Origin of the sequence: Propionivibrio sp. (genome assembly GCF_017995515.1) — a bacterium.
GTDB lineage: Bacteria > Pseudomonadota > Gammaproteobacteria > Burkholderiales > Rhodocyclaceae > Propionivibrio.
In genome coordinates this window covers 1-13,369 of record NZ_JAGOIT010000024.1, presented here as the reverse complement: position 1 = coordinate 13,369, position 13,369 = coordinate 1, and the positions used below count along the sequence as shown (strand labels likewise).

The window sequence follows — 13,369 nt, the reverse complement described above, 5'->3', positions numbered from 1 at the left end:
GCTCGTCGGTCGCCGCCGATTAGGGTGGGCACCGCGCGACCGGTTGCTGCCGAGGCGCCTCACGCAAAACAAGGGTGCGCTTCTTCGGTAGAATTGGTCGTTCGATTCCGACTGTTTCCGTTCTGGAGGTTTGCCATGCCCGATTATCGTTCCCGTACTTCGACCCACGGCCGAAACATGGCCGGCGCCCGCGCGCTTTGGCGCGCCACCGGCATGAAGGACGGCGACTTCGGCAAGCCAATCATCGCCGTTGTGAATTCTTTCACGCAGTTCGTCCCGGGACACGTACACCTCAAGGATATCGGGCAACTGGTCGCGGCCGAAATCGAGAAGGCGGGTGGTATCGCCAAGGAGTTCAATACCATCGCCGTCGATGATGGCATCGCCATGGGCCATGACGGCATGCTCTATTCGCTGCCGTCGCGCGATCTGATTGCTGATTCAGTCGAGTACATGGTCAACGCGCATTGTGCCGACGCCATGGTCTGCATCTCCAATTGCGACAAGATCACGCCGGGAATGTTGATGGCGGCGATGCGCGTCAATATTCCTACGATCTTCGTTTCGGGTGGCCCGATGGAGGCCGGCAAGTACAAGGCGCCGAGCGGGCAGATCGTTCATCTGGACCTGGTTGACGCGATGGTCAAGGCAGCCGACAGCAAGGTTTCCGACGCCGAAGTTGCCGAAATCGAGCGCTCCGCATGTCCCACGTGCGGCTCGTGCTCGGGGATGTTCACAGCGAATTCGATGAACTGCCTGACCGAAGCGCTGGGTTTTGCGCTTCCCGGCAACGGTACGCTGGTCGCTACTCACGCCGATCGCAAGGAATTGTTCATCAAGGCGGGGCACCAGATCGTCGAGCTTTGCCGGCGCTACTACGAGCAGAACGACAACTCGGTGCTGCCGCGCTCTATCGGTTCGTTCGAGGCGTTCGAGAACGCGATGACGCTCGACGTAACGATGGGCGGCTCGACCAATACCGTCCTGCACCTCCTGGCCGCCGCGCAGGAGGCCGGCGTCAACTTCACGATGAATGACATCGACCGCATCTCGCGCAAGGTGCCCTGCCTGTGCAAGGTGGCGCCGATGACCGACAAGTTCCACATCGAGGACGTGCATCGCGCTGGCGGCATCATCGGCATTCTGGGCGAACTCGCACGCTCGAACCTGCTGCACCTGAATGTCCCGACCGTGCATACGAAGACGCTGGGCGAAGCCATCGACATCTGGGATGTCATGCATCGCGCCCACGACCTCTCCGTTTACGAGTTTTTCCGCGCCGCACCGGGCGGTGTGCCGACGCAAGTGGCTTTCTCGCAGAACCGGCGCTATCCCGAACTCGATCTCGATCGCACGCACGGCTGCATCCGCGATCAAGCCAACGCCTACTCGCAGGAAGGCGGCCTTGCCGTGCTCTTCGGCAATATCGCCGAGGACGGTTGTATCGTGAAAACGGCGGGTGTCGACGAGAGCATCTGGAAGTTCAGCGGCCGGGCGCGCGTTCATGAGAGCCAGGATGCCGCCGTGCAGGCCATCCTGGGCGACGAGATCGTCGCCGGCGATGTGGTCGTGATCCGTTACGAAGGACCGAAGGGCGGCCCGGGCATGCAGGAGATGCTCTATCCGACGTCCTACCTCAAGTCCAAGGGCCTCGGCAAAGCCTGTGCTTTACTGACCGACGGTCGTTTCTCTGGCGGCACGTCCGGCCTCTCGATCGGCCACGTCTCGCCGGAAGCGGCGGAAGGCGGCGCGATTGGTCTCGTCGAGGAAGGCGATACGATCGAGATCGACATCCCGGCGCGCCGTATTCATCTCGCGGTTTCAGCGGGTGAACTCGAAGAGCGCCGGCAGGCGATGAACGCCAAGGACGACAAAGCCTGGGCGCCTGCACATCCGCGCAAGCGGCACGTCTCCAAGGCGCTGCAGGCCTACGCGTTGATGGCGACTTCGGCAGCGACCGGCGCGGTGCGCGACCTCAGCCTGCTCAAGCGGCGTTGATGCGGCGGGTCGGTTACGCGATTACCTGAAAGGAATCTTGCCAAATGTCTCTCTCCCTCTGGCTCGCCTTCTTGCTGGCGGCCATCCTGATTGCCATTTCGCCCGGACCGGGTGCGGCCGCATCGATGAGCGCCGGTATGCGCTTTGGCTACCGCTCGGCCGTGCGCGTGATCGGCGGCCTGCAGACTGCTCTGGTCATCCAGCTCACCGTCGTTGCGCTCGGCCTCGGGGCCTTGCTCCTCACGTCGAAGCACGCCTTCGATGCCGTCAAACTCCTTGGTGCCGCTTACCTCATCTGGCTCGGCATCCAGAAATGGCGCTCGCCACCGGAGGAGATTGACGCAGAGAAGTTGGCTATCGCGGCCAAAGGCTTGTTCATGGAAGGTCTGCTCGTCAACCTGACCAATCCCAAGGCGATCGTCTTCATCGCCGCGCTGACGCCGCAGTTCATCGATCCAACGCGTCCGCAATGGCCGCAATTCGTCATCATGGGCTTGACCATGTGCGGCGTCGACAGCATCGTCATGTCGGGGTACGCGCTGCTTGCCACCCGTTTGCGGCGTTGGTTGCGCAATCCCGCAGCCTTGAAGTCGCAGAATCGTTTCTTTGGCGGAATTTTCGTCGGCGCGGGCGTCCTGCTCGCCAATTCGAGCCGCGCCTGACCGGATGCGAGCATGGGCCGCTTTGTCGCCGCTGGTCATCGTGCTTATTCTTTCGACCGGCAGCGCCCGGGGCGACGAGGCGCTGGCAAAGTCGAAGAACTGCATGGCGTGCCACGCACTCGATGCCAAACGCATCGGCCCGTCGTTCAGGGACATCGCCAGGCGGTATGCCGGTCAGAAGGACGTCGATGCCGCGCTCGCCGAGCGGGTCATCAAGGGCAGCAAGGGCGTGTGGAAAGCGGAGCTCAAGGCGGAAGTCGTCATGCCGCCGAATCCACGGGTAAAGCCGGATGAAGCCGCCAGGATCGTCCAGTGGATCCTCGGCCAGAAGTAGATCTGAAGACAAAAAAACCGGCGCTTGCCGGTTTTTTTGTGGGCAACGCCGGCACGGTTTCCTTCTACAGTTCCATCGTCTCGGCGAATTGCAGCGCCTGCATCTGGGCGCGGTTGAACTGCTCGGCGGAAAGTCCGAGCATGCCGGCCTGCTCGGCGAGCGCGACACCGTCTTCGCCCTCGCTGACCTTGGCCAGTTCGAGGAAGGGGCCGTAAACACCGCCGTGCCCGAGCAGTGCGTCGCAGATCGGCTCGGGCAGACTCATCGACTCGAGCACCTTCTCCATGCTGACGCCGAGTAGCGCATCGAGCATCGAGAACGCGCCGGTGATGAACAGGTTGTCGTATTCCTGCCGGTCGACAAGCCCGTGCGAGAGCAACTCCATCAGGCGCGCGCGCGTCAGCGCGGTATGCATCAGCGCCGGGGCCATCGGGTCTTTGCTCGCCGTGGCCAGCAGCAGCGAAAGCCACTTGTTGAGCTTCTCGTAACCGAGGATGGTCACCGCGTGGCGGAAGGACTGGATCTCGCAAGAAAGCCCGAAACCGGCCGAGTTGATGTAGCGCAGCAATTTGTAGGAGAGCGCCACGTCCTGCTTGAGCGCAGCTTCGATCTCCTTGACCTCCGCATTCTTGCGCACCAGGTTCAGCACGCGGATGATCTGCGCCTGTCCGGGGTTGAGCGCCTTGGCCGGCGGCTTGCCGGGGTTCTTGAAGAACCAGCTGGCGGCGGCATTGACGCCGGCGTCGAGGCAGGCCTGGAAGGTCGGCGCGTCGAACACGTTGAATGCGACGCCGATGCCATAGGGCTGGGTCTTCGTCGCCAGGATCTTCAGTTGCGCCGGTGTGTAGCGCCGTGCGTCGAAGCTGATGAAGCGGAACGACAAGCCGGTCGCCAGCGCCGCGCCCGCGTCGTTGTCGAAAACCATGCACAGCGATGGCTGGGTGGCCTTGAGCGCGGCGACCAGGGCGGCGCCGTCAGCGCCGACGAGGGTGGATGGGCGGACTTCGAACGTCGCGTTGCCCGGGAAGAGCCATTCGAGCACGCTCGCATCGCATGTCGAGCCGCAGTTGATAAACACGAGCTTCTCGCCTTGCGGCCAGAATTCGGCGAGCAGCGCCAACGCGTCGGCGGCGTCCTTCAGCGTCGCGCCGCCCTGCGGGTGAAGCGTCAGGCGCGTGGCGATGATCTTGCTCTGGCGATTGACGAGCGGCTGACGGGAAATGAACACTTCGGGCATTGTTTTCAACCTTCTGTAGGGCGCGGCCTGCGCTCACCGGACGCATCGTTGGCGAATTCGAACGAATCCGCGAAGAATTCGTTCTCGGGCAGACGACATTGTCCGACAAAATCGCCTCGGGCGGCATCCACCATTGCCGGCGAGCCACAAACATACACCTGATGGGCGGAAAGGTCCGGCCAATCCAGCATGGCGGCGACGTGAACCAGGCCGGTCCTTCCCGGCCAGTCGTCGCCTGGTTGCGCGTCGGACAGCACCGGGACGAAGCGGATATGTGCGTGTTCGCGTGCCCAGGCCTCGGCGAGTGGTTGAAGATACAGGTCGGCAGGTGTCCGGCCGCCCCAGTAGATCGTCGTCGGGCGTGACGACTTCTCCGCGATCATGTACTCGACGATGGCCTTGATCGGCGCAAAACCGGTGCCGCCCGCCACCAGCAAAATCGGTTTGTCCGAATCCTCGTGCAGATAAAAGCTGCCGTGCGGCCCATTGATCCGCAGGATGTCGCGTTCCTTCAGCGTCGAGAACACGTGGCCGGTAAAGAAACCGCCGGGTACGTGACGGATGTGCAACTGCAGAGTGGCGTCGTCGTTCGGCGGGTTGGCCAGCGAGAAAGCTCGCCGACGACCTTCCTTCAGCAGGATCTCGATGTACTGCCCGGGCAGGAACTGCAGCCGCTCGCTGGCCGGGAGCTTGACTTCGACGATCATCACGTCGCGCGCGGCGCGCGTCATTTTCTGCACGCGCACCGGCAAGGTCTTGACCGGCAGGTCGCGCACCGAACGCACTTCGCGGACTTCGATGTCCAGGTCGCTCCTTGCCTTGGCGCAGCAGAACAAGGCGAAACCGTCGCGTCGGTCGTCTTCGCTCAGCGCGTGAAGCTGCGCTTCTCCATGGTCAATCTCGCCGCTCAGCACCTTGCCCCGGCACGATCCGCAGGCTCCGTTCCGGCAGCCGTAAGGCAGGATCACTCCCTGGCGCAAGGCGGCGTCGAGGACGGTCTCGTCGACTTCGGCGGCAAAGCCGTGCGTCCCGGGCTGAACGTTGATCTGGAAAGCCATCAAAACTCCCTGCGAGTTGATTCCGGTAAAATTGTGCGGTGAAAAAACAGCAAAAAACACGGCGAAAACTGCAGAAGCTCCTGATCGTCGGCTGTGGCGATGTGGCTCGCCGCACCTTGCCGCGCCTCGTCGGCCGCTACCGCCTCTTCGCCTTGCTGCGCGACCCGACGCAGTTTTCATTCTGGCGGGATCACGGCGCCTGCCCGGTGCTGGCCGATCTGGACGAGCCTTCGACGCTCAAGCGTCTCGCCGGGCTCGCCGACATCTTGCTGCATTTTGCGCCGCCGCCTGAACGTGGCACCGTCGATACCCGCATGCGCCGGCTGCTTGCCGCCTTATGCCGGGGGCAAAGTCTACCACAGCGACTTGTCTACATAAGTACGAGCGGCGTCTACGGCGATTGTGCCGGCGAACGCATCGACGAGACGCGCCCTGCGCGCCCTGCGACCGCACGAGCAAGGCGTCGTGTCGATGCGGAAACTCGGCTGCGCCGGTTCGGTGTGCGCGGCGGGACGCGCGTCAGCATCCTGCGCGCCCCGGGGATCTACGCCGGCGACCGGCTGCCGCTCGAGCGTCTGATGAAAGGCGCCAACGTTCTGCGCGACGAAGACGACGTGTTCACCAACCACATCCACGCCGACGACCTGGCGATGTTGACCTGCGCCGCGCTACGCTACGGCCGTGCGAATCGTTGTTACAACGCGACTGACGACGCGGAGATGAAAATGGGCGAATACTTCGACCTCGTTGCCGACCGTTTCGGGCTGCCGCGCTCGCCCCGCGTTTCGCGCGCCGAGGCTCAAGGAACGCTCTCGCCGGTTCAGCTTTCGTTCATGAGCGAGTCGCGTCGGCTCTCCAACCGACGTATCAAGAGCGAACTCAAGGCACAATTGCGCTTTCCGCAGGTTGCGGACGGTATCAACGCCGCCTGGCGCGAAAGGAACGCCTGATGCTCTACCTCGAAATCAGGTCGCTGCACATTCTTCTCGTGACCAGCTGGTTCGCCGGCCTCTTCTACCTGCCGCGCATCTTCGTCAATCTGGCGATGGTGCCGGCGGACAGCGTCGCCGAGCGCGACCGCCTGCTGCTCATGGCCGGAAAGCTCTACCGCTTCATGACGCCGATCGGCTACCTCGCGCTGATCACCGGCCTCTGGCTGTGGCTCGGTGTCGGGATATCCGGGCCGTGGATGCACGCCAAGCTGTTGCTCGTCGTCGGTCTCGTCGGCTACAACCACTATTGCCGCAAGCTGCTGCGTGACTTCAACAACGGCTGCAACACACGCAGCCATGTCTGGTTTCGCTGGTTCAACGAGATTCCCGTCGTCGTGCTGCTCGCCGTCATCCTGCTGGTCGTGCTCAAGCCGTTTTAGTCCCTCCCCTTTCTAGGATTTCCTTGTGGAAAAATTCTTTGCCAGTTGTCCGCGCGGGCTCGAAGCCCTGCTTGCCGAAGACCTCACCGCCGCCGGCGTGAAGGATTTGAAGGCGATTCCCGGCGGTGTGCATTTCGTCGCCGACTGGCCGACCTGCTACGCCGTCAACCTTCACTCGCGCATTGCCACGCGCATCCTCTGGCGCGTCGCGCACGGTCGTTACGCCAAGGAGGACGATATCTACAAGCTCGCCCTCGACTCTCCGTGGGGCAAGTGGTTCGCGGCGACGCAGACGATTCGCGTCGATGTGACGGCGGTAAAGAGTCCGCTGAAGAGCCTGGAGTTCATCACGCTGCGCATCAAGGACGCGATCTGCGACCGCTTTCGCGCCGATACCGGCAAGCGGCCGAACGTCGACACGCGCGAGCCGGACGTGCGCATGCACGGCTTCATCACCGCCGACGAGTGCACGCTCTACATCGATACGTCCGGGGCGCCGCTTTACCAGCGCGGTCTGCGCCAGAAGACGGTCGAAGCGCCGCTCAAGGAGAACGTCGCTGCCGGCATCATCCGGCTCTCGGGCTGGCAGCCGGGCATGCCGTTGCTCGATCCGATGTGCGGCAGCGGCACCTTTCTCACCGAGGCTGCGCAGATGGCGCTCAACATCGCACCGGGCGCGGGCGGGCGCAGCTTCGGCTTCCAGCGATTGAAGAACTTTCAGCTCGGCGTCTGGAAAGACATGCTCGACGAGGCGATGGACGTCGAGAAACCGGCCGCGTTCGCCGGAATCTACGGCAGCGACATTTCGCCGGTTTCGGTGCGCGCGGCGCTCGCCAACCTCGACCGCGCCGGCCTGCTGCCGGCGGTCAAGCTGAGTTCGGGCGACATCCTGGAGATCGAAGCGCCGCCGCGCGGCGAAGGCGAGGCGGGCATCATGATCGCCAATCCGCCCTACGGCGAACGGCTCTCGGAGCAGGAGGAACTCGCGGCCTTCTATCCGCAGCTCGGCAGTGCGCTCAAGCGCAACTTCGCCGGCTGGAACTGCTTCCTCCTCACGGCCGACCTGCGCATGCCCAAGCTGATGCGCCTGACGCCGAGCAAGAAGACGCCGCTCTACAACGGCGCGATCGAGTGCCGGCTCTTCGAATTCAAGATGGTCGCCGGCAGCAACCGGCGCTGAGCAGCAAGCGAATCAGGCCAGCGTGCCGTTCTGGTAGTCGTTGATCGCCTGTTCGATCTCCTCGCGCGTGTTCATCACGAAGGGGCCGTACTGCACCACCGGCTCGCCGAGCGGGCGCGCGGCGAGCAGCAGGAAGGCCGCCGGACCATCGACGGCGCTCACCCGAACTTCGTCGCCGCCGACCAGCGCGCCGGCGCTGTGCGTATCGAGGCTGCGCGACGTGTCGGCCGGACCGATCGCGAGCTTGCCCTCGTAGCCATACACGAACACCGTGTGCCCTTCCGGCACGGGGTGCGTGAACGTCGCCCCCGCTTCCAGCCGGACGTCGAAATAGCGCGGTTCGGTACTCAGGCCGTGGATCGGGCCGCGTACCTTTCCTTCTCCGGTTTCGAGTTCGCCGGCGATCACGCGCGCCGTGACCTTGTCGGCGAGTGCGACGGTCGGGATTTCGTCCGGCCGGATGTCGCGGTAGTGCGCCGGCTTCATCTTTTCCTTCGCCGGCAGGTTGAGCCAGAGCTGGAAGCCGCGCAAGCGCCCACTCACTTGCTGCGGCATTTCCGAGTGGATGATGCCACGTCCGGCGGTCATCCATTGGGCGCCGCCGGCCAGCAGGTCGCCGCGATTGCCGAGATGGTCCTCGTGCAGCATGTGGCCGTCGAGCATGTAGGTGACCGTCTCGAAACCACGATGCGGATGACTCGGGAAGCCGGCGATGTAGTCGTTGGCGTCGTACGAGGAGAACTCGTCGAGCATCAGGAGGGGGTCGAGACGAACACCCGAGCGCTGCCCCAGGCTGCGCCGGAGCTTGACGCCGGCACCGTCGGAGGTGGGTTGCGAGGGGATGACGTGTTGCAGCGTACGGATGTTCATGACGACTCCTTGGTGTGGTTGCGAGTGAGTGAGTGACTCAGGCAGCCAGTTCTTCCAGCTGGTCCTGCGCCTTGGCGAGTGCCGCCTGCTTGCTTTCCTCGCCCATGTTCAGTCCTTCGGCGTAGATGAACTCGACGTCGGTGATCCCCAGGAAACCGAGGAAGTCGCGCACGTAGGTCGTCTGGCTGTCGAGCGGCGTGCCGGCATAGAGGCCGCCGCGCGTGGCGAAGATGTAGGCCTTCTTGCCGGTGAGCAGACCTTCCGGGCCGTTGGCGGTATAGCGGAAGGTGACGCCGGCACGCGCGATGCGGTCGAAGTAGGCCTTGAGCGTCGATGGCGCGCCGAAGTTGTACATCGGCAGACCGAGCACGATGACGTCGACCGACTTGATTTCCTCGATCAGCGCGTCCGCCGCGGCGGCGAGTTCCTGCTGGCGTGCGGTACGTTCCTCAGGTTTTGCGATGTAGGCCAGGAAGTGCTCGGCGTCGAGGTGCGGCAGCGGGTTGCTGGCGAGGTCGCGCACGATCACGTTCGCGTCGGCGTTGTTGGCTTTCCAGGTGGCGACGAACTTGTCGGTGAGTTGGCTCGATTGTCCGCCAGCGGCGAAAAGGCTGGTATTGAGTTGCAGCAGGGTTTTCATGGCACACCTCCGTGGTTGGGATGGGCGTATTAAACAATTTACGAATGAGATAAAAAAGATCAATATTCAGCTCGTTTTTATCGAAAACTTAGATATGTCTAACGCTCCAGCCATCTCGCTTGACCAGTGGCGTGCACTGATCGCCGTCGTCGACGCCGGCGGCTATGCACAGGCGGCCGAAGTGCTGCACAAGAGCCAGTCGGCGGTGACCTATGCCGTACAGAAGATCGAATCCCAACTCGAACTGAAGGCGTTTGAAATCCAGGGGCGCAAGGCGATCCTGACGCCGACCGGGCAGATGCTCTACCGGCGCGCGCTGGCGCTCGTTGGTGAAGCGAGCGACCTGGAACAGGCGGCGCATACGCTTTCTGCCGGCTGGGAGGCCGAGATCCACCTGGCGGCGGAAGTGCTCTTCCCGGCGCGGCGCATCCTCGATTGCCTTGCACGCTTTGGCGAGGAGAGTCCGCGCACGCGCGTCGAACTGATCGAATCGGTCCTCGGCGGAACGCCCGAGGCCTTGCTCAAGGGGCAGGCCGATCTCGCCATCACGCCGCAGATCCCGCCGGGGTTTCTCGGCGAGTTGCTGATTCATTCGCGCGTGATCGCCGTCGCGCATCGTGATCACCCGTTGAATCGACTCGGGCGCGAGGTCACGCACCGCGACCTGCGCGCGCACCGGCACATCGTCGTCCGCGACACCGGAGCGAAGCGCGATCGCAAGGCGGTTTCGGTGGAGGTCGACCAGCGCTGGACAGTGAGCAACATCGCCAGCTCCATCCGCGCCGTAAGTTCCGGCTACGGCTTCGCCTGGCTGCCGATCGAGCATATCCGCGACGAATTGGCCGCCGGGCTGATCACGCCACTGCCGCTGCGCGAAGGCGGTGAACGCTCGGTACCACTCTATCTGGTACTCGCCGATCCCGTTTTCGCCGGGCCGGGCGTCCGCCGCCTGGCGCAGCTCATCCGCGAGTCCGTCGATGGGGAACGTGCAGCTCCCGCGTGAACGCCCAAAAAAACGGCGCCCGTCTTGCGGCGGGCGCCAATGCTGCTAACGAGTCCGGTCTTTGATCAGGCGGCTTTCTTCTCGCCGCCGACAAAGAAGCTGACAATGTAGCAGATCAGCCCGATCAGGAATACCACGCCGGACCATTCACGCATCCAGTAGAAGATGCTGACCTGATCCTGCACGACCATGAACTGCAGCGGGTTCTCCGACACGCGCTGCAGCCACACCTGAAGGATGCCGGCGGCGGTGAGGAAGAGCGTGATGAAGACCATCGCCACGGTCATCAGCCAGAACGACCACATCTCGACCACCTGCGCCTTGTTGCTGTTCGCGGCACGGCCGCGCAGCAGCGGCATGGCGTAGGAGATCATCGTCAGGTTGACCATCACGTAGGCGCCGTAGAACGCCATGTGGCCGTGCGCGGCGGTGATCTGCGTGCCGTGCGTGTAGTAGTTCACCGGCGCGAGCGTGTGAAGGAAACCCCAGACGCCGGCGCCGAGGAAGGCCATGACGCCGGTGCCGAGGGCCCAGAGTACGGCCGCCTTGTTCGGGTGCTCGCGGCGACGGCGATTGACCATGTTGAAGGCGAAGACGGTCATCGCGAAGAAGGGAATCGGCTCCAGTGCGGAGAAGATCGAGCCCCACCACTGCCAGTATTCCGGTGCGCCGATCCAGTAGAAGTGGTGGCCGGTGCCGATGAGGCCGGTGACCAGCGCCAGCGTAACGATGACGTAGAGCCACTTCTCGATCACTTCGCGGTCGACGCCCGTCACCTTGATCAGCACGTAGGCGAGCATGGCGCCCATGATCAGTTCCCACACGCCTTCGACCCACAGGTGCACGACGAACCACCAGAAGTACTTGTCGAGCGCGATGTTCGCGGGGTTGTAGAAGGAGAACAGGAAGAAGACCGCCAGACCCCACAGGCCGAGCAGGAGGACGATGCTGATCGACGTCTTGCGCCCCTTGAGCACCGTCATCGTGATGTTGAAGAGGAAGGCGAGCGCGACGACGACGATGCCGACCTTTGTCGGCAGCGGCTGTTCGAGGAACTCGCGACCCATCGTCGCCAGGACATTGTTGCCGGTGAGGTCGGCCAGCCGGGCGTAGGGGACCGCGAGGTAGCCGACGATGGTCAGCGCACCGGCGACGAGGAAGATCCAGAACATGATCAGCGCCAGTTTCGGACTGAACAGTTCAGTTTCCGACTCCTCGGGAATCAGGTAGTACGCCGCGCCCATGAAGCCGAAGAGCAGCCACACGATGAGCAGATTGGTATGCACCATGCGCGCGACGTTGAACGGGATCTCGGGGAAGAGGAAATCGCCGATCACGTACTGCAGGCCGAGGATGACGCCGAAGACGATCTGGCCGACGAAGAGGCCGATCGCCGCGATGAAGTAGGGTTTGGCAACCGCTTGTGTCTTGTATTGCATTTTCAGTTCTCCCGCGGATCAGCCCTGGACGTTGGGCGGCCAGTTGGCGTTGTTGATCTTGCTGACGTGTTCGAGGAAGGCCGCGACGGCGTCGAGTTCTTCTTCGGTCAGGTTGAACTGCGGCATGCTGCGCCGCCCCTCGATGCCTTCGACCGGGCGGCTCTGGATGAAGGCCTTGATCGCCTCCTTGCTGCCGAAGCGGACCATCACGTTGCCGAGTTCCGGCGCGAAGTACGCGCCTTCGCCCATCAGGGTGTGGCAGCCGATGCAGTTGCGCGTTTCCCAGATGTGCTTGCCGGCGGCGACCTGCGGCGTGATGTTCTGCCGCATGTCGCGCTTGGGCAGTTGCTTGATGGTGTCGAAGGTGAGCGCAAGGAACAGGAGGAAGAAAAACACCGTCCCGCCAAAAAACACGTTGCGCGCCATCGACTTCGAGAAAGCGCCACTCATGGATGTCTCCTCCGTCGTTGTTGATTGAGGAGCGCATTATTCGGCGCAGCCCGAAGCGGGGCATTGATGCAAATTAAAAACCCGACGGTTTACGTCGGGCTTGTCCGGAAAGCGAGCGCGTTTGTCCTGGAATTCCCAGTTGAATAACGAAAACCGCCCATCCTTCGATCGTTCGACAGGCTCACGACTCAGGACGAGCGGTTATTCTTGAGCGCACCGGTAGGGTCCACCTCCGTTCGCCCTGAGCAGCCCGCACAGCGGGCGTGTCGAAGGGTATGACGCGGGGCAACCGAGGATTTCAGGTTTATCGTTTCGCGTCGTCGCGCGCCGGGCCGAAGACCTCGTTGATCTGCTGCGTCACGCGGACGAAGGTCGTGCGCTTCGAGAGCTCCTTGAGCGTGCGCGCACCGACGTAGGTGCACGCCGAGCGCACACCGCCGAGGATGTCCTGCAGCGTGTTTTCCACCGGACCGCGGTAGTCGAGCAGGACTTCCTTGCCTTCCGAGGCGCGGTAGCCGGCGACGCCGCCGGCGTACTTGGTCATCGCCTCGCGCGAGCTCATGCCGTAGAAGCGCATCTTCTTCACGCCGTTGACCTCGACGAGGTCCGAGCCGCATTCGTCGTGGCCAGCGAGCATGCCACCGAGCATGATGAAGTCGGCGCCGGCGCCGAAGGCCTTGGCCAGATCGCCTGGCGAGGTGCAGCCGCCGTCGGCGCAGATCAGGCCGCGCAGGCCGTGCGCCGCGTCGGCGCATTCGATGATCGCCGAGAGCTGCGGGTAGCCGACGCCGGTCATGCGCCGCGTCGTGCACACCGAGCCGGGGCCGATGCCGACCTTGACGATGTCGACGCCATCGAGGATCAGCTCTTCGGTCATCTCGCCGGTGACGACGTTGCCGGCCATGATCGTGATCGCGGGATACGCCGCGCGCAGCTTGTGGATGAAGCTGATGAAGGCCTTTGTATAGCCGTTGGCGACGTCGACGCAGACGTTCTCGATCGTGCCGTTGGCTTTGTCCATGACGCGCTTGAACTTCTCGAAATCGGGAGCGGTGATGCCCATCGAATAGAAGTTCGACGATTGCTGCGGCTCGGCGAAGAAGGCGAGCAACTCCTCGTCGCTGTA

General features: G+C 63.3%; 14 protein-coding genes. 7 read left to right on the top strand and 7 right to left on the bottom strand.

Translation table 11 applies throughout. From position 1 onward, the window contains the following. The first annotated feature begins 135 nt into the window (after window positions 1-135). The 3 genes from ilvD to KBA32_RS05870 are packed head-to-tail and all read left to right on the top strand — an operon-like array spanning window position 136 to window position 2,994. On the top strand, window positions 136-1,998 hold the full coding sequence (gene ilvD, locus KBA32_RS05880; protein WP_294356437.1) for a dihydroxy-acid dehydratase: 1,863 nt from the start codon (window positions 136-138) through the stop codon (window positions 1,996-1,998). Between the two features lie 44 nt (window positions 1,999-2,042). Then, on the top strand, window positions 2,043-2,660 hold the full coding sequence (gene rhtB, locus KBA32_RS05875) for a homoserine/homoserine lactone efflux protein (protein ID WP_294356435.1): 618 nt from the start codon (window positions 2,043-2,045) through the stop codon (window positions 2,658-2,660). Between the two features lie 40 nt (window positions 2,661-2,700). After that, a complete protein-coding gene (locus KBA32_RS05870) occupies window positions 2,701-2,994 on the top strand; it encodes a c-type cytochrome (protein WP_294356433.1) in 294 nt (97 codons plus the stop codon). A gap of 64 nt (window positions 2,995-3,058) precedes the next feature. Here the strand turns inward: KBA32_RS05870 and KBA32_RS05865 are convergent, their stop codons facing one another. Both KBA32_RS05865 and KBA32_RS05860 read right to left on the bottom strand, forming a co-directional pair. Then, window positions 3,059-4,231 (bottom strand): EAL and HDOD domain-containing protein, encoded by a 1,173-nt coding sequence (locus KBA32_RS05865; protein ID WP_294356431.1) that lies wholly within the window; start codon window positions 4,229-4,231, stop codon window positions 3,059-3,061. Between the two features lie 5 nt (window positions 4,232-4,236). Continuing rightward, window positions 4,237-5,289 carry a CDP-6-deoxy-delta-3,4-glucoseen reductase gene (locus KBA32_RS05860; protein WP_294356430.1) on the bottom strand — a complete coding sequence of 351 codons (1,053 nt, stop codon included), beginning with the start codon at window positions 5,287-5,289 and terminating at the stop codon, window positions 4,237-4,239. A gap of 68 nt (window positions 5,290-5,357) precedes the next feature. On the opposite strand from KBA32_RS05860, the gene KBA32_RS05855 reads away from it, so the two are divergent. Genes KBA32_RS05855 through KBA32_RS05845 form a run of 3 tightly spaced genes read left to right on the top strand, consistent with a single transcriptional unit; the run spans window position 5,358 to window position 7,841 of the window. Beyond that, window positions 5,358-6,239 carry an NAD-dependent epimerase/dehydratase family protein gene (locus KBA32_RS05855; RefSeq protein WP_294356485.1) on the top strand — a complete coding sequence of 294 codons (882 nt, stop codon included), beginning with the start codon at window positions 5,358-5,360 and terminating at the stop codon, window positions 6,237-6,239. Beyond that, window positions 6,239-6,661 (top strand): CopD family protein, encoded by a 423-nt coding sequence (locus KBA32_RS05850; RefSeq protein WP_294356425.1) that lies wholly within the window; start codon window positions 6,239-6,241, stop codon window positions 6,659-6,661. The genes KBA32_RS05855 and KBA32_RS05850 overlap by 1 nt, the downstream gene beginning before the upstream one ends. Window positions 6,662-6,686: 25 nt before the next feature. Beyond that, on the top strand, window positions 6,687-7,841 hold the full coding sequence (locus KBA32_RS05845) for a THUMP domain-containing protein (protein ID WP_294356423.1): 1,155 nt from the start codon (window positions 6,687-6,689) through the stop codon (window positions 7,839-7,841). A gap of 12 nt (window positions 7,842-7,853) precedes the next feature. Here KBA32_RS05845 and KBA32_RS05840 read toward each other — a convergent pair whose 3' ends face one another. Next, window positions 7,854-8,711: a pirin family protein gene (locus KBA32_RS05840; RefSeq protein WP_294356422.1), complete on the bottom strand. Its 858-nt coding sequence runs from the start codon at window positions 8,709-8,711 to the stop codon at window positions 7,854-7,856. 37 nt (window positions 8,712-8,748) lie between these two features. Further along, window positions 8,749-9,351: an NAD(P)H-dependent oxidoreductase gene (locus tag KBA32_RS05835; protein ID WP_294356420.1), complete on the bottom strand. Its 603-nt coding sequence runs from the start codon at window positions 9,349-9,351 to the stop codon at window positions 8,749-8,751. Between the two features lie 94 nt (window positions 9,352-9,445). On the opposite strand from KBA32_RS05835, the gene KBA32_RS05830 reads away from it, so the two are divergent. Further along, complete coding sequence (locus KBA32_RS05830; RefSeq protein ID WP_294356419.1) at window positions 9,446-10,354, top strand: LysR family transcriptional regulator; 909 nt, start codon at window positions 9,446-9,448, stop codon at window positions 10,352-10,354. Between the two features lie 65 nt (window positions 10,355-10,419). Here KBA32_RS05830 and KBA32_RS05825 read toward each other — a convergent pair whose 3' ends face one another. From KBA32_RS05825 to KBA32_RS05815, 3 genes are all read right to left on the bottom strand, one after another. Continuing rightward, window positions 10,420-11,793: a cbb3-type cytochrome c oxidase subunit I gene (locus KBA32_RS05825; protein ID WP_294356417.1), complete on the bottom strand. Its 1,374-nt coding sequence runs from the start codon at window positions 11,791-11,793 to the stop codon at window positions 10,420-10,422. 18 nt (window positions 11,794-11,811) lie between these two features. Beyond that, the gene (locus KBA32_RS05820) at window positions 11,812-12,243 is read right to left on the bottom strand and encodes a cytochrome c (protein ID WP_294356416.1); all 432 of its coding nucleotides are present in this window, start codon (window positions 12,241-12,243) and stop codon (window positions 11,812-11,814) included. 304 nt (window positions 12,244-12,547) lie between these two features. Next, window positions 12,548-13,369, bottom strand: an 822-nt coding sequence (locus tag KBA32_RS05815) for a GMP reductase (protein WP_294356414.1), incomplete at its 5' end; no start/stop codon positions are given.